Source organism: Nocardia sp. NPDC049149 (assembly GCF_043197455.1).
GTDB lineage: Bacteria > Actinomycetota > Actinomycetes > Mycobacteriales > Mycobacteriaceae > Nocardia.
The window spans coordinates 507,137-524,337 of sequence record NZ_JBICTD010000006.1; the positions used below are offsets into that span (position 1 = coordinate 507,137).

Here is a 17,201-nt window from a genome sequence, read left to right on the forward strand (position 1 = left end):
TTCGCAACGCATGCGTGACCGACCCGTGCGGCTGGGGCGACGGATCAGCGGCATGGAGCGCGATAAGTATGCCGAAAACACCACTGTAGGCGACCGCAGGGCAGCCGCCACAGTGGTGGCGTGGAACCTCAGCCCAGTGCCGAGGCGACGTTCTGATCAGCAGCCGGGTGGGGGACTCGAGGCTGGGGCGAACGACTCAGTCCGGGAGTTGCAGGGCCGATGCCGCGTCCTGGTCCAGCAGCCAGGTGGTGGATTCGAGCCCGACGGCGCCTGCCGAGGGGATGTCGACCGGATCCGCGCCCGCGATGGCGGCGGCGACGGCCTCGGCCTTGGCGGCGCCTCCGACGACCAGCACCACATGGCGGGCGCGGCGGATGGCCGGGACGGTGAGGGTGACCCGGACCGGCGGCGGCTTCGGCGAATTCGTCACGGCGACAACGAGTTCGTGTGCCTCGCGGACCGCATCGGTGTGCGGGAACAGCGAATTGACGTGCCCTTCGCCGCCCATGCCGAGCAGGTGCAAGTCGAAGGAGCCGTGTTCGGCGAGGTAGGCGTGCACGGCCGCGGAGTATTCGGCGGCAGCCTCGACCGGGTCGGGGTATTCGCCATCGGAGGCGGCGACCCGATGCACTCGACCTGGGTCCACCGGTACATGGTCGAGCAGGGCATGGCAGGCCTGCAGATCATTGCGCTCCGCATCGCCCGCGGGCACGAAGCGTTCATCGCCCCAGAAGAAGTCGACGGCGGACCAGTCGATATCGCCGGGAGACTTGCGGACCAGCTCGAGCAGTGCGATGCCGGTGCCGCCGCCGGTCAGCACGACCGACGCGGTGCCGCGTGCGGCCTGGGCGGCGACCACAACATCGACGAACCGCGCCGCCGCGCCCGCGACGAGCGATTCGGTATCGATGTGGACTTCGACCGTGTCGTTCGCGGAGTCACTCATAGGTCACCTTCTCCAGTCCGGCCAGCGCCTCTGCGTAGATTTCGTCGGCGTCGAGCCTGCGCAGTTCCTCGGCGAGGCAGTCGCGGGTTTCCCTGCGGGCCAAGGCAATGCGCTGATCCGGATCGCCGGTGCGGGTCAGCGTCGCGGTGCGGCCGGTTTGCGGGCGTTCGATCGAGACCGACACCGAAGGGCGATGGATCTCCACCCGCAACGCGCCGGTGCGCCGGCGGACCGGGCAGTCGAGGCGGGCGGCGAGCCACCCGGCCAGGATGTCCAGGGCCGGTTCCTCGCGGAGACCGGACACCAGCACCGAATCGACCGGTTCGAATGGCGGCTCGTCCAGCGCGGCGGCGAGCAGCGCGCGCCAGTAGGTGATGCGGCTCCACGCCAGGTCGGTGTCGCCGGACGCGTAGGAGCCGAGGCGCTTCTTGATGGTGGCCTGCGGGTCGGCGGCGAAGGTGGCGTCGGTGATGCGCCGAGTCGCCAAGCGGCCCACCGAATCCTTGGACGGGACCTCCGGGGCACCCCGCGGCCACCAGGCGACCACCGGGGTGTCGGGCAGCAGAAACGGGATGACGACGCTGCTTTCGTGGTTCACCAGCTCGCCTTGCAGCCGAAGCACGATCACTTCAGCCGCGCCCGCGTCGCCGCCGACGCGGATCTGGGCGTCGAGCCTGGTCGCCGCTTCGCGATCGCCGCGCGCCAAAACAACCACCCGGCACGGGTGTTCGCGGCTGGCGTCGTTGGCGGCGTCGATCGCGTCTTCGGCCTCGGAGCTGTCCAGCGTGCACACCACCAGGGTGAGCACCCGCCCCATGGTGATCACGCCGTTGCTTTCGCGCAGCTGCACAATGCGTTTGGTGACTTCGCCGGTCGTGGTGGCCGGCATGTCGATGATCATGGCCGCCGCCATTCGCGCCCGGTGCGGGCCAGCATCTCGTCGGCCGAGGACGGGCCCCAGGTGCCTGCCTCGTACTGTTGCGGCTTGCCGTTGTCGGACCAGTGCTCGATCACCGGATCCAGGATGCTCCAGGACAATTCGACCTCCGCGTTCACCGGGAACAGCGACGGCACCCCGAGCAGCACGTCGAGGATCAGGCGCTCGTAGGCCTCGGGGGAGGACTCGGTGAACGCCTCGCCGTAGCTGAAATCCATGTTGACGTCGCGTACTTCCATGCTGGAGCCAGGCACCTTCGACCCGAAGCGGGTGGTGATGCCCTCGTCCGGCTGCACCCGGATCACCAGCGCGTTCTGCCCGAGATCCTCGGTCATGGTCTGGTCGAACGGCAGGTGTGGCGCCCGCTTGAACACCACCGCGATCTCGGTGACCCTGCGGCCCAGCCGTTTTCCGGTGCGCAGATAGAACGGCACACCCGCCCAGCGGCGGGTGTCGACCTCCAAGGTGATCGCGGCATAGGTCTCGGTGCGCGACTGCGGGTCGAAGCCTTCCTCGTCGAGCAGCCCGACGACGTGCTCGCCGCCCTGCCAGCCTTCGGCGTACTGGCCGCGCGCCGTCGTCTGATCCAGTGGCTCAACGAGTTTCGTCGCCGAGAGCACCTTGATCTTCTCGGCCTGCAACTGCTTGGGCTGGAAGCTGATCGGCTCCTCCATCGCGGTGAGCGCGAGCAGCTGCAGCAGATGGTTCTGGATGACATCGCGGGCGGCGCCGATGCCGTCGTAATAGCCTGCGCGCCCACCCAATCCGATGTCCTCGGCCATGGTGATCTGCACATGGTCGACGTAGTTGGCGTTCCAGATGGGGTCGTACAGCTGGTTGGCGAAGCGCAGCGCCAGGATGTTCTGCACCGTCTCCTTGCCGAGATAGTGGTCGATGCGGAACACCGTCTCCTCCGGGAACACCCGGTTCACCAGCGCGTTGAGCTCCTGGGCGCTTTCCAGGTCGTGCCCGAACGGCTTCTCGATCACCACCCGGCGCCACGGTTTACGGCCCGCGGCGTCGGTAGTGCTCGGCTGGGCCAGTGCGTGCTCGGAGAGCTGATCGAGCACCACCGGGAACATGTTCGGCGGAATCGACAGGTAGAAGGCGTGATTGCCGCCGGTGCCGCGCTCCTTGTCCAGCTTCGCCAGGGTGTCGGCGAGCGTCGAGAACGCGGCGTCGTCGTCGAAACTGCCCTGCACGAACCGGATGCCCTCGGCCAGGTGGTCCCAGACCTCCTGGCGAAAGGGCGTGCGCGCGTGTGTCTTCACCGAGTCGAGCACGACCTTGGCGAAATCCTCGTCGGCGTAGTCGCGCCGAGCGAAGCCGACGAGCGCGAAACCAGGGGGCAGCAGCCCCCGGTTCGCCAGGTCGTAGATGGCCGGCATCAACTTCTTCCGGGACAGGTCACCGGTGACGCCGAAGATCACCATGCTGCACGGGCCCGCGATGCGCGGGACCCGCTTGTCCCGCTCGTCCCGCAGCGGGTTTTGCCAGGGCTTGAGTTTGGGGCCGGCCATCTGCTCAGTTGTTCCCGGCCGCGGAAAGCTCTTCCGCAGTGGCGGAAAGCAGTTCCGCCCAGGACGTTTCGAACTTCTCCACGCCCTCGCGCTCCAGCAGATCGAACACGTCGACGAGGTCGATGCCGACGGCGGTGAGCTGGTCGAAGACCTCCTGAGCCGCCGCCTCGGTGCCGGTGACAGTGTCGCCGCGGATCTCGGCGTGATCGGCGACCGCCTCGAGGGTCTTCTCCGGCAGCGTGTTCACCGTGTTGCCCGCCACCAGCTCGGTGACGTACATGACATCGGAGTACTCCGGGTTCTTCACGCCGGTCGAAGCCCACAGCGGCCGTTGCCGATTCGCGCCCGCCGCACCGAGATGCGCGTAGGTGGAGGTGTGCTTGCCGCCGTCGAACACGTCCAGGTACTCGGCGTAGGCCAGCCGCGCGTTGGCGATGCCCGCCTTGCCGCGCAACGCGAGTGCCGCGTCGGTGCCGATCGCCTCGAGCCGCTTGTCGATCTCGGTGTCGACCCGGGATACGAAGAACGAGGCGACCGAGTGGATCTTGCCGATGTCGTGGCCCGCGGTCTTGGCGCTGCGCAGCCCGTCCAGGTACGCGCCCATCACCGAGCGGTAGCGCGCGACGGAGAAGATCAGCGTCACGTTCACGCTGATGCCCTCGGCGATCACCCTGGTGATCGCGGGCAGGCCCGCCTCGGTGGCCGGGATCTTGATGAACAGGTTCGGCCGGTCGACGGTCTTCCACAGGTCGATGGCCTGCGCGACGGTCTTGTCCGCGTCGAACGCCAGGCGCGGATCGACCTCGATGGAGACGCGGCCGTCGACACCGTTGCTCGCCTCGAACGTGGCAGCGAACACGTCACAGGCGGCGCGCACGTCGTCGGTGGTGATGATGCGGATCGCGGCGTCGGCGTCCGCGCCTTGGGCGGCAAGCTCTTTCAGCTGTCCGTCGTAGGCGTGGCCCTTGCTGAGCGCACCCTGGAAGATCGTCGGGTTGGTGGTGACGCCGACGACGTTGCGGGTGTCGATCAGCTCGGCCAGGTTGCCGGACTGGATCCGGTCCCTGGACAGGTCGTCGAGCCAAACCGATACGCCTGCCGCGGAGAGGGCGGCGGTGTTCTCGTTTTGTGCCATTAGCGCTATCCCTTCACGTTCTCGAGTGTGCGCTGCGCGGCGGCAACGACGTTTTCGGGAGTGAATCCGAACTCGCGGAACAGGGTCTTGAAGTCGGCGGAAGCACCGAAGTGCTCGATCGAGACGACCTCGCCCGCGTCACCGACGAACCGGTGCCACGGCATCGCGATGCCCGCCTCGACAGCGACGCGTGCGGCCACCGAGGGCGGCAGCACCTCGTCGCGGTAGGCCTTGTCCTGCGCGTCGAACCACTCCACACACGGCATCGACACCACGCGGGTTCCGATGCCCTGCGACTCCAGCGTAGTGCGGGCCTCGACGGCGAGCTGGAGCTCGGAGCCAGTGGCGAGAAGGATCACCTGCGGAGTGCCGGTGGAGGATTCGGCGAGGATGTAGCCGCCCTTCTTGACACCCTCGTAGCTGGTGCCCTCCTGGATCGGCAGATCCTGGCGGGTCAGCGCGAGCGCCGAAGGGCCGTCCTGGTGCGCGGGCTCGGACACCGAGAAGTGCGAGGTGTGCTCGGCGCTGTCGCGCTCGAGGATGGTCCGCCACGCGTAGGTGGTCTCGTTGGCGTCGCCGGGACGAACCACATTGAGGCCGGGGATGGCGCGCAGCGCGGCGAGGTGCTCGATCGGCTGGTGCGTCGGGCCGTCCTCGCCGAGGCCGATGGAGTCGTGCGTCCACACGTAGATGGCGGGCACCCGCATCAGCGCGGCGAGCCGGACCGCGGGGCGCATGTAGTCGCTGAACACCAGGAAGGTGCCGCCGTACGGGCGGGTCGGGCCGTGCAGCGCGATGCCGTTGAGGATCGCGCCCATCGCGTGCTCGCGGACGCCGAAGTGCAGCGTGCGGCCGTACGGGTTGGCCTTCCACATGCCGGTCGAGATCGACTCGGGGCCGAAGCTCGGCTCGTTCGGCATGGTGGTGTTGTTGGATTCGGCGAGGTCGGCCGAGCCGCCCCACAGTTCGGGCAGCACGGGCGCGAGCGCGGCGAGCACCTTGCCGGACGCCTTGCGGGTCGCCATGCCCTTCGGATCCGCCTCGTAGGTGGGCAGATTCGCGGCCCAGCCCTGCGGCAGCTCGCGCTTGGCGAGCCGATCGAAGAGCGCCTTGTTGTCCGGGTTGGCCTGCGCCCACGCGTCGAACTGCGCCTGCCATTCCTGGTGCGCCTGCTTGCCGCGCTCGACGGTCGCGCGGGTGTGCGCGATGACCTCGGGGGCCACCTCGAAGCTCTGCTCCGGGTCGAAGCCGAGGATCTTCTTGGTGGCGGCCACCTCGTCGGCGCCGAGCGCGGCACCGTGCGCGGCGCCGGTGTTCATCTTGGTCGGGGCCGGGTAGCCGATGATGGTGCGCAACACGATGAGCGAGGGCCGCGAGAGGTCCGCCTTCGCCGCGCGCAATGCCGACTCGATGGCGACGACGTCCTCGCCGCCCTCGACCACCTGGACCTGCCAGCCGTACGCCTCGTAGCGCTTGGCGACGTCCTCGGTGAACGCGATGGTGGTGTCGTCCTCGATGGAGATCTTGTTGTCGTCGTAGATCACCACGAGATTGCCGAGCTGCTGGGTGCCTGCGAGCGAGGACGCCTCGGAGGTGACGCCCTCCTCCATGTCACCGTCGGAGGCGATCACGTAGATGAAATGGTCGAACGGACTGGCGCCTGCCGCGGCGTTCGGATCGAACAGCCCGCGCTCGCGGCGCGCACCCATCGCCATGCCGACCGCGGAAGCCAGGCCCTGACCCAGCGGGCCGGTGGTGATCTCGACGCCGTCGGTGTGCCGGAACTCGGGGTGGCCGGGAGTGAGAGAACCCCACTTGCGCAACGTCTTCAGGTCATCCAGTTCCAGACCGAAGCCGGCCAGGTACAGCTGGATGTACTGGGTCACGCTGGAGTGTCCGCAGGACAGCACGAAACGGTCGCGGCCGACCCAGCTCGGATCGCTCGGGTCGATCCGCATGGTCCGGTGGTAGAGCGAATACGCCAACGGCGCCAGGCTCATCGCGGTGCCGGGATGACCGTTGCCCGCGTTCTGCACCGCGTCGGCGGCCAGCACCCGGATCGTGTCGACGGCTTTGGTGTCCAGATCCGTCCAGTCGTCCGGGTAGTTCGGCTGAGTGAGGGCGCGGATGTCATCTGTGACTGACACGACCGAGGTTCTCCTGACATTGGTTTCGTCGACGGCGATGGTGTGGCGGCGATGAACGCGCGGCGGCGACGGCGTGCACACCGTGGTCTGTATCCAACACCCTAGATGTGCACCTTGACCGGCACGCGAGGAACCCTGTGTTTATCGGCGGTGTTGGTCGGCCGCGTGGCCGCGAACGGGTCGCTCGTAAGACTCGCTCCGTGGTGGTTGGGTCGGGTGGGTGAGGTTGCGGTTGATGGGCCACCAGGCGGCTGGGTTGGTTCGTGTTGTGGACCACATCATGAATGCTGTTGTGCGGGGCTCGGGATGGGCAGGGTTCGCGGGGGTCTACCATCCTCTGTAGTAGTAGCCGCGCCGCAACGGCTGAAGGGGCGCCGAGGCGGGCGAAGGTCCAGCTCTCGCGCATCCAGCACAGCGGGACCGAGCGCGCTGCTTGGTCCATGCCGGATGCGATGCACAGCGTGCGAGGAGAAACAGTGCGGATTGGGCAACAGCCGGGTGGCAATGGCGCGCACGGCTCCTCTCCGACGGCGCTGGACGACCGGTTCACGGGTCCCGGCTTGCCGTCACGGCTGGTGCGACGGGTGCTCGCGTACATCGCGCTGACCAAGCCGCGGGTCATCGAACTGCTGCTCGTCGCGACGATTCCGACGATGCTGCTCGCCGACCGCGGCCACATCGACATCAAGCTCATCCTGGCGACGCTGCTCGGCGGCTGGATGGGTGCGGCAAGCGCGAACACGCTGAACTGCGTGGCCGACGCCGACATCGACAAGCTGATGAAGCGCACCGCCAAGCGGCCGCTGGCCAGGGAAGCGGTGCCGACCTCGCACGCGTTCGTGTTCGGTGTGGTGCTCGGCCTCGCGTCCTTCGCCTGGTTGTGGTGGACGGCGAATCTGCTCAGCGGTGTGCTCGTCGTCGCCACCATCCTCTTCTATGTTTTCGTCTACACCCTCGGCCTCAAGCGCCGCACCTCACAGAACGTGGTGTGGGGCGGCGCCGCAGGCTGCATGCCCGCGCTGGTCGGCTGGTCCGCGGTGACCGGCGGCATCGGCTGGCCCGCGATCGCACTGTTCGGCGTCATCTTCTTCTGGACACCGCCGCACACCTGGGCGCTGGCGATGCGCTACAAGGAGGACTACCGCGCGGCAGGCGTGCCGATGCTTCCCGTGGTGGCGACCGAGCAGGTGGTGACCAAGCAGATCGTCATCTATACCTGGCTCACCGTGCTCACCACCCTGGCGTTGGCGCCCGCGACCGGCGTCGTCTACACCGCCGTCGCGCTGGTGGCTGGAGCGTGGTTCCTGCTCATGGCACACCAGCTGTACGCGGGCGTGCGACGCGGTGAATCGGTGAAGCCGCTGCGGTTGTTCCTGCAGTCCAACAACTATCTGGCCGTGGTGTTCTGCGGTCTCGCGGTGGACTCGGTGCTCGGCTGGAACACCATCGGCAGCTACTTCTGAGTGCTGCGTCGAGCGACATAGCCGTCGGGCCGGACCAGCACCTGGGTGCCCTCGGCGGCGTCGTATGCCGCGAAAGCGTGGCCGTCGACGTCGATGAGGTGCGGCCCGTCGACGGAGGTGCCCGGCCGCACGATCGTGTGCACAGCGGTGCCGGATTCGGCTGGCAGTTCAGTGGTTTCGCCGAAGTGCAACAGCGTCGCGTGCGGGCCGCGGAACAGGTCGAACAGCCGGATCGGTTGGCCGGTGGCATCTTTCAGCGGCGCGTCGGGCGCACGATCACCCGCGACGAGCCGTCCCGAAGCCGCTGGTTCGCGGTAGCTGATGTCGAGCTGCTGGGTTTCCGGGCCGCGTTTCATGGCGTCTTCGTCGCCGTCGATCAGCTTGTCGAGCAGCGCCGAACTCAGCCCGAGCACCCGGGCGGCGACCGTCCTGCGCTCGGATTCGTAGCTGTCCAAGAGTGATTCGTCGCCATTGATGGCGGCGGCCAGCTTCCAGCCGAGGTTGTAGGCGTCCTGGATGCCGGTGTTCAGACCCTGGCCGCCGGTGGGCGGGTGCACGTGCGCGGCGTCGCCTGCCAGGAAGACACGTCCGTCCCGGAACCGTTCGGCCAGGCGGATATTCGGCCGCCACACGGTGGACCAGGTGAGATCGGTCAGGGTGATATCGGTGCGTCCGGAATAGCGGTCGACGTACTCCTGCAACACCGCGAGGCTCGGTTCGGCGTCGCCGGTCAACGGCGCGCCGAACTGGAAGTGGCGTCCGCCGGACAGCGGAGTCATCGCGATGCCTTCCATCGGCTGCTCGGCGGAGGCGAACCAGTAGCCGAAATCGTGATCGAGCGCGTCGGCGCGGACATCGCCGAGCAGCATCCGCAGCGACTCGTCGGTGCTGCCCTCGAACGCGATGCCGAGCGTTTTGCGCACCGTGCTGCGGCCGCCGTCGGCGCCGACCAGGTATGCCGCGTGCACCGTCTCCGTGTCGCCGTCGCGGACGAGGGTGGCGGTGACGCCGGTGGCGTCCTGCGTGAATGCGGCCAGGGCGGTGCCGAGTTCGACACGCACCCCGAATTCCGCGAGCCGGTCGCGCAGGATCGCCTCGGTCTTGGACTGCGCGAGGAACCAGAGGTTGGGGTAGGGGACCGTCGGTGTCGGCTCGACGGGCTCGCTCATCCGATGTTCGCCGGCGAACTCGCCGCCGAGGTAGGCGCGCAGCACCGGGGCGGGCATGCCTGCGGTGTGTACCGCGTCGAGCACGCCGAGGTCGTCGAACACCTCCAAGGTGCGCGGCTGGATGCCGTCGCCGCGCGAGCCTGCGAAGAACTCGGTGGCCTGGTCGATGACGCGCACCGGAACATCGCGGCGTGCCAGTTCCAGCGCGAGCGTCAGGCCGGTGGGTCCGGCACCTGCGACGAGTACCTGGTCCAGCATGGTTCCTCCATTAGTGAACTATTATTCAGTGAATACATATTCAGTATCGGAGTTGGTACCTTGCCTGTCAAGGAGGTGGGTGCGGTGTCGATGAGTCGTAAGGAGAAGTCGGCCGAGACCGAGCACGCGCTGAAGGCGGCGGCCCTGCGGCTGTTCGCCGAGCGCGGGTACCTGAACACCAAGATCGCCGACATCACGACCGAGGCCGGGCGCGCGGCCGGGTCGTTCTACAACCATTTCGCGGGCAAGGAAGAACTACTCCAGGCGCTGCTGAACGACATCGAGACGCAGGCCGACGTGGTGGTCGAGGGACCCGACCACAACGCGGACTTCACCGACCCGGACGCGGTGCGCTTCCACATCGAGCAGTACTGGCTGTCCTACCGCAGGCATTGGGCCGTCTTCCGCTCGATGCAGCAGGCCGCGCTCGTCAACGACGATTTCGCCAGGCAGCTGGGCGAATTCGCGAAACAGCAGCTCCGCGATATCGCCGATCACCTCGACGGGTTCGCCGAGAAAGGCCTGACGCTACCCAGCACGCCGAATGCCAGCCTGGCCATGATGTTTCAGCTCACGACCGCGATGGTGCAGGGCATCGAAGACGGCACGGTGGAGCTCACCGACAAGCAAGCCGTCGACGGGCTCACCCGATTCATCTACCGGGGCCTCACGGGACGCGACTGCTGAAGGTGCTTGTCGCACAGGCGAATCGGCGCACGATATGCTGCCCGCGCAGAAGAAGTGGTGCGCGTAGGTCCGGAACTCCTGTCGCGCAGGTGGACCGGCGGGCAGTCGGGCCCGCCGGTGCGCCTGGTCAGGGAATGAGGACGATCGAGCCGGTGGTCTGGCGAGCGGCCAGATCACGGTGCGCCTGTTCGGCCTCGGCGAGCGGGTAGCTGGCCCCGACCCGGATCTGCAGGGTGCCTGCCGCGATGGCGTTGAGGACATCGGTTGCGCGCCAGAGGAGTTCGGCGCGGTCGCGGGTGTAGGCGCCGAGCGAAGGGCGGGTGACGAACAGCGAGCCGCTGGAGTTGAGGCGCTGCAGATCGAACGGCGGGACCGGTCCGCTCGCGCCGCCGAACAGCGCGAGCATGCCGCGCACGCGCAGCGAGGCGAGGCTGCCCTCGAAGGTGGCCGCGCCGACGCCGTCGTAGACCGCCGCAACGCCGACACCGTCGGTCAGCGCGCGCACCCGCGCCGGGACATCGTCGTAGCGCAGCACCTCGGCCGCACCCGCCTCCCGAGACAGCTTCTCCTTCGCGTCCGAGGACACCGTGGTGATCACCCTGGCGCCCTTGGCCGTCGCGAGTTGGGTCAGGATCAGGCCGACACCGCCCGCGCCCGCGTGCACGAGCACGGTCTCGCCTTGTTTCGGCGTGTAGATCGATTCGAGCAGGTAGTGCGCGGTCATGCCCTGCAGCAGCGCCGACGCCGCGACCGCGGGTTCGACACCGTCGGGCACCGCGATCGCGACGGCGGCGTCCACCGCGACCCGCTCGGCGTAGCTGGCTGGGGCAGCGGCCCAGGCGACTCGATCACCGACCGCGAACTCGGTGACATTCGCGCCGACTTGCGCGACCACACCCGTTGCCTCGGAACCGGGGATATAGGGCACCTCGCGCGGGTACTGGCCGATGCGGAAGTAGATGTCGATGTAGTTGACACCGACCGCCTGGACGTCGACAAGCAGCTGATCAGGGCCGATTGCCGGGTCGGGCACCTCGGTGTATCGCAGGACTTCGGGACCGCCGAGCTCGGAAACCTGGATGGCGCGCATGAGATCTGTTCTACACCCGAGGTGATTGGACCGTTTCCTACTGGTCGGTAGACTCCCTTTCATGAGTGCTCACGCCGCAACGGCCCCGGTGAAGTTGTCGGGCGCCCTCGTTGAGTCCGTCAAGGGATTCGTCGCCGACCACGGCGGGACCGCAACGGCCGTCCTGCAGCCGATCGGCCGGCTGGGTGTCCGGGTCACGCTGGTCGGCGCGGACGGCATCCTCGGTGATCGGGTCGTCGACACCATGGACACCGCCAAGGAACTCGTCGCCACCATCGATGGCCTCACCGAGGCCGACGAGTGGGACCGCGAGCTCACCTCGATCGTCACGCCGCGCTCGGGACACTGGGCGAAGATGGCAGGCTGGGTCGCCCGTCAGCGCCGGTTCCCCAAGGCGCGCAACGAGAGCTGACGTGGGCGCGCGACGGACCGGCCGACTCGGTGCCGGGTGGCAAGGCCGCCTCGGCGTCGTGCTGCTCGCCGGGTGGACAGTCCTTGCGGCGCAAGCCGTTCCGGCCGCTGCCCAGGAACCTGCACCGGCGAACGCGCTGCGCGTGTGCACGCCGGGGGACTACCCGCCGTACTCGGTCACCGACGGCGCGGGTGCTTACCGCGGCGTCGATATCGACTTGGCGCGCGGCTTCGCCGACGTGCTGCGCCGCCCCCTCGTTTTCGTGCCGCTGACGTGGGCCGGCCTGAAGACGGATTTCGCTGCGCTGCACTGTGATATCGCCGTCGGCGGCATCTCGGACCAGCCCGCCCGCCGCGCGTTCGCCGACTTCTCGATCGTCTACGGCACCGACGGGAAGACGCCGATCACCCGCCGCGAGAGCGGCACGGACTACGCGACGATCGAGCAGATCAACCGGCCCGAGGTGCGGGTGATCGCGAACCGCGGCGGCACCAACGAAGAGTTCGCGCGCAAGAACTTTCCGGCCGCGCAGCTCACCGTGTGGCCGGAGAACCTGACGATCTTCGACGAGATCGAACAAGGCCGCGCCGACGTGTTCGTCACCGACGCGGTCGAGGGCCGCTACCGGGTCCGCCAACACCCGGATCTGCAAGTTCTGCACCCGGACAAGCCTTTCGACTCGTTCGCCAAGGTGCTGCTGGTGCGCAAGGACGATCCGGTGCTCGCGACCGCCCTCAACGCATGGTTGGCCACACAACTCGCCACCGGCGCGGTGGACCGCCTGTTCGAACAGTGGATCGGACCCACCGCGTCGGCCAACTGAGTTCCGCTACCGCGGCACGTCGACCTGGCCGTTCTCGGTCCGATCAGCCGTCGAACCCACTGCGGGCAGCAGGGATTCGCGAGCCAGCGTGGTGAGCGCCCCGGCCTGCTGAATGATTTCCGCGAGCGCCGAGGTGACGCCCTGCGCGCCGTTCAGCACGGTGAACTTGTCGATGTGTTCGAACGGTGCGGCCGCCGCGGCGACGATCTGCGGCAGCTTCTCGGCGATCTGCTGGGCGATGACGGCCTCCTGGTTCTGGCTCATCGCCTCGGCGCGCTGCTGGATGCCCGCCGCCTCGGCCGCCATGTGGGCGCGGACCGCGTCCGCCTCGGCCAACCCCTTCGCCTTGATCGCGTCGGCTTCGGCTTGGCCTGCCAGCCGGGTCGCCTCGGCCTGGGCGGCCGCGCGCAGCTTGATCGATTCCGCCTCGGCGAGAGCCTGCATCTTCGTCTGTGCCGCAGCGGCTTCCGCGCGCAACCGGGTCTCCTGGGCGTCGGCCTCGGCCTGGCTGATCCTGGCGTCCCGACTGGCGGTGGCCAGCGTGGTCTGCCGGTAGGCCTCGGCATCGGCGGGCTTGCGGATCTCCACCTGCAGTTGCTGTTCCTTCTGTCGAGCCTCCAGTTCGGAGACCCGCGTTGCGACCTCGACGACCGCCTGGCGCGCGGTGGCTTCCGCGAGCGGTCCCTGCTGTGCGGCTTCCTGGCTGGCACTGTCGACCTCGGCCTGGTAGCCGGCCTTCTTGATTTGGGTGTCGCGCACCGCGAGCGCGATCTGCGCCTGCGCGGCCTGCTCCTGCTCGATGGCCTCGCGGTCGGCATTGGCCCTGGCGATCCGTGCCTTCTGCTCCACCGCTGCTTGGTGCGGAATCGCCAGATTGGCAATGTAATTGGAGCCGCTGGCGATCGATTGGATCTGGAAGCTGTCGATCACCAGACCGAACGACTCCATCTCCTGCGAGCATCGGTCGCGGACCTGCTCGGAGAACTTGTCCTGATCGCTGATCATGTCCTCGACCGTCATCGAGCCCGCGATCGCGCGCAGGTGCCCGACGAAGACGTTCTGCACCTTGGTCTCGAGTTCCTGCGCCGGGCGATCGAGGAAGCGGCGGGCCGCGTTGGCGATCGATCGATAGTCGTCGCCGACCTTGTACACCACGACACCTGCCAGCTGCAGGCTGATCTTCTGCTGACTGACACACGGCACGGTGATCTGGCTTTCGTGCGCCTCCAACGAGATTCGACGCACCTTTGTCAGGCCGGGTGCGATGAGGCAGCCGCGGCCGGTGACGATACGGAAGCCCATGCTCTCGCCGACGCCCGATGGCCCTTCGCCGGCGCGGAAGCCCGAAATGATCAGCGCTTCATCGGGTTCGGCGACCCGCCAGGACAGGCGAAACAGCGTCACCACGACAGCCAGCGTGACAACGACGATCCCGATGACGACCACGAGGAGGGCGTCCATGATGCACCTTCATTTCCAGGGAGTGACTTCGACCGTGCGGCCACCCAGGCTCCCGGTCACGAGAACCTGGGTGTGCTTCGGAATGGTTGTCTCCCCGTCGGCGGCGCGCGCCAGGAACCGTTCGGTGCCCGCGCGCACCTCGATCACGACCTCGCCGAGATGGTCGGGGCGGATCGCCGCGGTGACCCGCGCGATCTTGCCGATCACGTCTGCCGCCACCGACACCTCCGAAACCGCCGCGGTTCGACCTTTCACGGTGACTCTGACGGCTGTTGTCGCGCAAGGACTTTTACGAAACCGATACGGGCTCTCCAGCGCCCGGTTTGCTCAATATTCGCCCAGTACTAGATTTTTCGGCTCTTCGCCCGCCGCGAAGCGGATGATCTCCGCGCGCGCCACCGCCCAGCCGCGTTCGTAGGCGCCGGTGCTGTTGCCTGCGACGTGCGGGGTGAGCAGCAGTCCTGGCGCGGTCCACAAGGGGTGGTCCGGCGGTAGCGGCTCCGGGTCGGTGACGTCGAGTGCGGCGCGGAGCCTGCCCGACTTCAGCTCGGCCAGTAGGGCATCGGTGTCGACGATCGGTCCGCGGGCGACGTTCACCAGGATGGCGTTGTCGGCCATGGCGGCGAGGAAGTCGGCGTCGACCATGCCGAGGGTGCGGCTGGTGACCGGGACAGTCAGGACAACGACGTCGTGGCCGCCGAGCAGCGCGGGCAATTCGGCGACGGCACGCACGCCGTCGCGGGCCTGGGTGCCGACCAGGGTGACGGTCACCTCGAACCCGGTCAGCCTGCGCACGAGCTCGCCGGCCAGGTCGCCCGCGCCGATCACGAGAATCCGCTTGCCGACGAGGGTTTCGGTCTGATGACGAGCCCACGCCTTGGCGCGCTGGGCGTCGGCGAATCCGCCGAGGTCGCGGTAGATGGCCAGCAGCACGGCCAGCACCCATTCGGCCGAGCTGCCCCCGTGCGCGCCACGTCCGGTGGAGATGCGCGCGCCGTCGGGGAGCTCGTCGACCCAGCCCTCGGCGCCTGCGGTGAGCATCTGCACCAGGCGCAGTTTCGGCAGCTGGGTCAAATCGACTCCGTCGGTACGACTGAGGAATTGCGGCACGAGCACTTCTGCCTGCTCGGCGCCGTCGGGGAACGGCTCGCCGTGCTGGTATCGCAGGGGCTGAACTCCGTCGATCCCGGAGAGCGCCGTGACTCCGTGGTCGTCCGGCACCAGAACAATAACCGCCATGCTCGTGAGATTAGTGGCGTTGCCAACGGGCGCAATGGGTTCCGTCGGACATTTTCCGGCGAATCGGACTCTCCGGACGCATTTTCCGGTTCTCGCCACAGCTGTCTCAGTCAGTGCGATGATTTACTTCGAATCTGCCGCAGAGTGACGTATCAGTCGGCTAAATTTGGGCCCCAGCCGGGGGTGGAGCCGGTGGAAACGAGGTTGCGGTGGTCGTCGACAAGGTCGCACGGGTGTCCGAGCCGGTGGCGCGGTGGGGATTCGATCTGGTCCTCAACAGTCTGCGAACCTTCGGGCGAACCCTGCAGCTCGCGATCGCCGCGTTCGGCTACCTGGTCACCGACATCGTCAAGCTGCGCCATCCTTGGCGCGACACCGTGCAGCAGGGCTGGTTCATCGTCAGCGTCACCGCGATTCCCGCTGTGCTGGTGGCGATTCCGTTCGGCGTCATCGTGTCCGTCCAGGTCGGCAGCCTGACCCAGCAGGTCGGCGCGACCTCGGTGGCGGGCGCGGCGGGCGGGCTCGGTGTCATCCGGCAGGGCGCGCCGATGGTGACCGCGCTGCTGCTCGGCGGCGCGGCAGGCTCGGCGATCGCGTCGGACCTGGGGGCGCGCACCATCCGCGAGGAAGTGGATGCGTTGCGCACCATGGGCATTGACCCGGTGCGGCGACTGGTCGCACCGCGGCTCGCGGCCATGCTCGTGCTGACGCCGCTGCTGTGTCTGCTCGTCATCTTCATGGGGGTCTTCACCGGATATGTGGTCGCGGTCGGGTTCCAAGGGGTGACGCCGGGCAGCTATCTGTCCTCGTTCGCTGCCTTCGCGACGATGGCCGATCTCGGGGTGGCGATCGTGAAGTCGGTCATCTTCGGGGTGATCGTGCTGATCGTCGCCTGCCAGCGCGGACTGGAGGCGGCGCACGGACCGAAGGGTGTCGCGAATGCGGTGAACGCGGCCGTGGTGATCGGGGTGATCGCGGCGTTCGGCGTGAATCTGGTGATCACTCAGCTCGTTTCGATGTTCCTGCCGCAAAAGGTGGGCTGATGACCGAGGTTCCCGCCAAGTACTACCCGTTCGGCAAGGCAGGCCGGGTCGCCGAACGCGGCGCGCGTGGTCCGCTGACCCTCTTCGAATCACTCGGCCACCAGCTGACTTTCGTCATCCAGGTGCTCGCTGCGGTGCCGCACACCCTCCGCTCTTATCGGCGCCAGACCATGCTCACGCTCACCGATATCACCTGGGGCAGCGGCAATCTCATCGTCGGCGGCGGCACGGTGGCGGTGCTGATCTTCCTCGGCGTCGCGGTCGGCGGCTCGATCGGTGTCGAAGGATTCACCGCACTGAACATGGTCGGCATGGGCCCGCTCACCGGGTTCGTCTCCGCCTACGCGAACACCAGGGAGATGGCGCCGATGGTCGCCGCGATCGGTTTCGCGGCCCAGGCAGGCTGCCGGATGACCGCGGAGATCGGTGCGATGCGCATCTCCGAGGAGATCGACGCACTGGAAGCCATTGGCATCCGCCCGGTTCCGTTCGTGGTGACCACCAGGGTGATCGCGGGCATGATCACTATTGTCCCGCTCTACCTGCTCACGCTGATCCTCAGCTATCTCTCCTGCGCGGTGGTCGTGAACGTGCTGCACGGCCAGTCCTCGGGCACCTACTACCACTACTTCGATGCCTTCCTGCAACCCGGCGACGTGCTCGCCTCGCTGCTCAAAGCGACGGTCTTCGTGGTCATGATCATCCTGATCCACGGCTACCAAGGCTTTTACGCGACCGGCGGGCCGGAAGGGGTCGGCAGGGCGTCGGGGCGGGCGATCCGCGCGAGCCTGGTCCTGGTGGTGATCGCGGACATGATCATGACGATCGTCTTCTGGGGCCTCGATGTCGGAATCAAGATCTCGGGGTGACG

16 protein-coding genes are annotated in these 17,201 nt (G+C 67.8%); 6 read left to right on the top strand and 10 right to left on the bottom strand.

Translation table 11 applies throughout. From position 1 onward, the window contains the following. Positions 1-196 precede the first annotated feature (196 nt). The 5 genes from pgl to tkt are packed head-to-tail and all read right to left on the bottom strand — an operon-like array spanning position 197 to position 6,685. Entirely contained in the window at positions 197-946 is a 750-nt protein-coding gene (gene pgl / locus ACGFNJ_RS26495) for a 6-phosphogluconolactonase (RefSeq protein ID WP_393453472.1), read from the bottom strand. Then, on the bottom strand, positions 939-1,847 hold the full coding sequence (gene opcA, locus ACGFNJ_RS26500; RefSeq protein WP_393453475.1) for a glucose-6-phosphate dehydrogenase assembly protein OpcA: 909 nt from the start codon (positions 1,845-1,847) through the stop codon (positions 939-941). Before opcA ends, pgl begins: the two co-directional genes overlap by 8 nt. Beyond that, a complete protein-coding gene (zwf, locus tag ACGFNJ_RS26505) occupies positions 1,844-3,403 on the bottom strand; it encodes a glucose-6-phosphate dehydrogenase (protein ID WP_393453478.1) in 1,560 nt (519 codons plus the stop codon). Before zwf ends, opcA begins: the two co-directional genes overlap by 4 nt. 4 nt (positions 3,404-3,407) lie before the next feature. Further along, positions 3,408-4,538 carry a transaldolase gene (gene tal / locus ACGFNJ_RS26510; protein WP_393453481.1) on the bottom strand — a complete coding sequence of 377 codons (1,131 nt, stop codon included), beginning with the start codon at positions 4,536-4,538 and terminating at the stop codon, positions 3,408-3,410. A 5-nt stretch (positions 4,539-4,543) separates the two neighbouring features. Continuing rightward, a complete protein-coding gene (gene tkt / locus ACGFNJ_RS26515) occupies positions 4,544-6,685 on the bottom strand; it encodes a transketolase (RefSeq protein ID WP_393453484.1) in 2,142 nt (713 codons plus the stop codon). Positions 6,686-7,161: 476 nt separating this feature from the next. Between tkt and ACGFNJ_RS26520 the strand changes: the two genes are divergently transcribed. Further along, positions 7,162-8,148, top strand: a complete 987-nt coding sequence (locus ACGFNJ_RS26520; RefSeq protein ID WP_069165202.1) for a heme o synthase — start codon at positions 7,162-7,164, stop codon at positions 8,146-8,148. On the opposite strand, the gene ACGFNJ_RS26525 is transcribed toward ACGFNJ_RS26520, so the two are convergent. After that, positions 8,139-9,575 (bottom strand): FAD-dependent monooxygenase, encoded by a 1,437-nt coding sequence (locus ACGFNJ_RS26525; RefSeq protein WP_393453488.1) that lies wholly within the window; start codon positions 9,573-9,575, stop codon positions 8,139-8,141. The genes ACGFNJ_RS26520 and ACGFNJ_RS26525 overlap by 10 nt on opposite strands. Before the next feature lie 90 nt (positions 9,576-9,665). Here ACGFNJ_RS26525 and ACGFNJ_RS26530 point away from each other — a divergent pair, with 90 nt between their 5' ends. Next, positions 9,666-10,262: a TetR/AcrR family transcriptional regulator gene (locus tag ACGFNJ_RS26530; RefSeq protein ID WP_393454179.1), complete on the top strand. Its 597-nt coding sequence runs from the start codon at positions 9,666-9,668 to the stop codon at positions 10,260-10,262. 127 nt (positions 10,263-10,389) lie between these two features. On the opposite strand, the gene ACGFNJ_RS26535 is transcribed toward ACGFNJ_RS26530, so the two are convergent. Further along, the gene (locus ACGFNJ_RS26535) at positions 10,390-11,352 is read right to left on the bottom strand and encodes a quinone oxidoreductase family protein (RefSeq protein WP_393453491.1); all 963 of its coding nucleotides are present in this window, start codon (positions 11,350-11,352) and stop codon (positions 10,390-10,392) included. Between the two features lie 61 nt (positions 11,353-11,413). Here ACGFNJ_RS26535 and ACGFNJ_RS26540 point away from each other — a divergent pair, with 61 nt between their 5' ends. Together ACGFNJ_RS26540 and ACGFNJ_RS26545 are read left to right on the top strand one after the other, a co-directional pair. Continuing rightward, positions 11,414-11,764 (top strand): hypothetical protein, encoded by a 351-nt coding sequence (locus tag ACGFNJ_RS26540; RefSeq protein ID WP_393453494.1) that lies wholly within the window; start codon positions 11,414-11,416, stop codon positions 11,762-11,764. Between the two features lies 1 nt (position 11,765). Then, positions 11,766-12,587: a transporter substrate-binding domain-containing protein gene (locus tag ACGFNJ_RS26545; protein WP_393453497.1), complete on the top strand. Its 822-nt coding sequence runs from the start codon at positions 11,766-11,768 to the stop codon at positions 12,585-12,587. 6 nt (positions 12,588-12,593) lie between these two features. Here the strand turns inward: ACGFNJ_RS26545 and ACGFNJ_RS26550 are convergent, their stop codons facing one another. From ACGFNJ_RS26550 to ACGFNJ_RS26560, 3 genes are all read right to left on the bottom strand, one after another. Beyond that, the gene (locus tag ACGFNJ_RS26550; RefSeq protein ID WP_393453499.1) at positions 12,594-14,048 is read right to left on the bottom strand and encodes an SPFH domain-containing protein; all 1,455 of its coding nucleotides are present in this window, start codon (positions 14,046-14,048) and stop codon (positions 12,594-12,596) included. Between the two features lie 9 nt (positions 14,049-14,057). Next, the gene (locus ACGFNJ_RS26555) at positions 14,058-14,255 is read right to left on the bottom strand and encodes a hypothetical protein (RefSeq protein ID WP_393453502.1); all 198 of its coding nucleotides are present in this window, start codon (positions 14,253-14,255) and stop codon (positions 14,058-14,060) included. A gap of 120 nt (positions 14,256-14,375) precedes the next feature. After that, positions 14,376-15,287 (bottom strand): 2-hydroxyacid dehydrogenase, encoded by a 912-nt coding sequence (locus tag ACGFNJ_RS26560; protein WP_393453505.1) that lies wholly within the window; start codon positions 15,285-15,287, stop codon positions 14,376-14,378. Between the two features lie 209 nt (positions 15,288-15,496). Here ACGFNJ_RS26560 and ACGFNJ_RS26565 point away from each other — a divergent pair, with 209 nt between their 5' ends. Together ACGFNJ_RS26565 and ACGFNJ_RS26570 are read left to right on the top strand one after the other, a co-directional pair. Continuing rightward, on the top strand, positions 15,497-16,330 hold the full coding sequence (locus ACGFNJ_RS26565) for an MlaE family ABC transporter permease (protein WP_393453508.1): 834 nt from the start codon (positions 15,497-15,499) through the stop codon (positions 16,328-16,330). Further along, complete coding sequence (locus ACGFNJ_RS26570; protein ID WP_393453511.1) at positions 16,330-17,199, top strand: MlaE family ABC transporter permease; 870 nt, start codon at positions 16,330-16,332, stop codon at positions 17,197-17,199. The genes ACGFNJ_RS26565 and ACGFNJ_RS26570 overlap by 1 nt, the downstream gene beginning before the upstream one ends. The last annotated feature ends 2 nt before the right edge of the window (positions 17,200-17,201 follow it).

Bases quoted from the DNA above. Each gene is read 5' to 3' on its own strand.
- pgl (WP_393453472.1), bottom strand. From the start codon at position 946: ATGAGTGACTCCGCGAACGACACGGTCGAAGTCCACATCGATACCGAA.
- opcA (WP_393453475.1), bottom strand. From the start codon at position 1,847: ATGATCATCGACATGCCGGCCACCACGACCGGCGAAGTCACCAAACGC.
- zwf (WP_393453478.1), bottom strand. From the start codon at position 3,403: ATGGCCGGCCCCAAACTCAAGCCCTGGCAAAACCCGCTGCGGGACGAG.
- tal (WP_393453481.1), bottom strand. From the start codon at position 4,538: ATGGCACAAAACGAGAACACCGCCGCCCTCTCCGCGGCAGGCGTATCG.
- ACGFNJ_RS26525 (WP_393453488.1), bottom strand. From the start codon at position 9,575: ATGCTGGACCAGGTACTCGTCGCAGGTGCCGGACCCACCGGCCTGACG.
- ACGFNJ_RS26530 (WP_393454179.1), top strand. From the start codon at position 9,666: ATGAGTCGTAAGGAGAAGTCGGCCGAGACCGAGCACGCGCTGAAGGCG.
- ACGFNJ_RS26535 (WP_393453491.1), bottom strand. From the start codon at position 11,352: ATGCGCGCCATCCAGGTTTCCGAGCTCGGCGGTCCCGAAGTCCTGCGA.
- ACGFNJ_RS26540 (WP_393453494.1), top strand. From the start codon at position 11,414: ATGAGTGCTCACGCCGCAACGGCCCCGGTGAAGTTGTCGGGCGCCCTC.
- ACGFNJ_RS26550 (WP_393453499.1), bottom strand. From the start codon at position 14,048: ATGGACGCCCTCCTCGTGGTCGTCATCGGGATCGTCGTTGTCACGCTG.
- ACGFNJ_RS26560 (WP_393453505.1), bottom strand. From the start codon at position 15,287: ATGGCGGTTATTGTTCTGGTGCCGGACGACCACGGAGTCACGGCGCTC.
- ACGFNJ_RS26570 (WP_393453511.1), top strand. From the start codon at position 16,330: ATGACCGAGGTTCCCGCCAAGTACTACCCGTTCGGCAAGGCAGGCCGG.